The organism is Alkalibacterium indicireducens (genome assembly GCF_039522005.1).
In the GTDB taxonomy this organism is placed as follows: domain Bacteria; phylum Bacillota; class Bacilli; order Lactobacillales; family Carnobacteriaceae_A; genus Alkalibacterium; species Alkalibacterium indicireducens.
In genome coordinates this window covers 1-927 of sequence record NZ_BAAADA010000154.1, presented here as the reverse complement: position 1 = coordinate 927, position 927 = coordinate 1, and the positions used below count along the sequence as shown (strand labels likewise).

General features: G+C 37.9%; 2 protein-coding genes. One reads left to right on the top strand and one right to left on the bottom strand.

All coding sequences use genetic code 11. The features are described 5' to 3' along the window. The first annotated feature begins 84 nt into the window (after positions 1 to 84). The gene (locus ABFX15_RS08995; protein WP_346025093.1) at positions 85 to 255 is read left to right on the top strand and encodes a DUF4085 family protein; all 171 of its coding nucleotides are present in this window, start codon (positions 85 to 87) and stop codon (positions 253 to 255) included. Positions 256 to 498: 243 nt separating this feature from the next. Here ABFX15_RS08995 and ABFX15_RS08990 read toward each other — a convergent pair whose 3' ends face one another. Beyond that, entirely contained in the window at positions 499 to 750 is a 252-nt protein-coding gene (locus ABFX15_RS08990; RefSeq protein ID WP_346025092.1) for a transposase, read from the bottom strand. Between the last annotated feature and the right edge of the window lie 177 nt (positions 751 to 927).

Here is a 927-nt window from a genome sequence, read left to right as displayed (position 1 = left end):
GAAACCTGTGCAGACAAGAATGGAGTTCGTAGGAAGCCCCCACTTCAAAATCCGGAGGATTTAAGTGGTGGGTAGTTCACTAAAGTGACTTTTAGAGAAGCTGAAATCATTAAACAGGAAGGTCAGATCAAAGAAAGTATTTGGCTTTATGAAGAGCTATATCGGTTAGATAATGGTTATGAAGTTCATGCGCTTTTGGCAGGAGAAGAAATGGCTGAGCTGATCATTCAGTGCACTGATATTATGGTCGAATAAAATGAGAAATCAAGTTAAAGAATCATGTATCAACGTCACTATCGAGCATATTGAAGGAAATAATAGAAAAGAAGATTATCATAAGTTGTGGAACTAAATAAGTATGACGCATCTAAAGAAATTGAAGTAATTTTTTTTGAAGAGAATGTACTGCAATCTATTTGTCTATTTGAACCAATTTCATAACTAACTTTTTAAAAAAGGAAACACTCGTCTAATTTCAAAATGACTATTTTTTAAAAATTACACGGCTATTTCTTTTCTGTTCTTTCTCTCAGCTAACCGTTGGTTTGCATAGGTTCGTGCATTGTATGCCAGTTGAATCAAACGATAAAAAGCATTGGCATGATCGGCTTTATAAAAGCGTGTAGCATTGAGTTGATAGGCATCTTTTAAGTAAGCGTTGACTCGCTCGACACTGCTTCGCTCATTGTAGATACGCTGCCAAGCTTGTGTGCCTCTTGCGGGATGATTGTACTTTCTGGCATCATCCATTTGTTTTACCTTATAGACTTTTTGACACAGCCTCGCATTTTTTAGGGGCACTCCCGGCAATGGGCTTCTGGTCGAACATACTTGAGGGCACCATAACGTTTATTATAGCTGTGTTCACGAAAACAGGTAGGGGCATAATGGTCATCAACTTCCCCATTATGTTTCGCTTGTCTTTTT

Excerpts from the sequence above, each read along its gene's own strand:
- ABFX15_RS08990 (WP_346025092.1), bottom strand. The coding sequence starts at position 750 with ATGGATGATGCCAGAAAGTACAATCATCCCGCAAGAGGCACACAAGCT.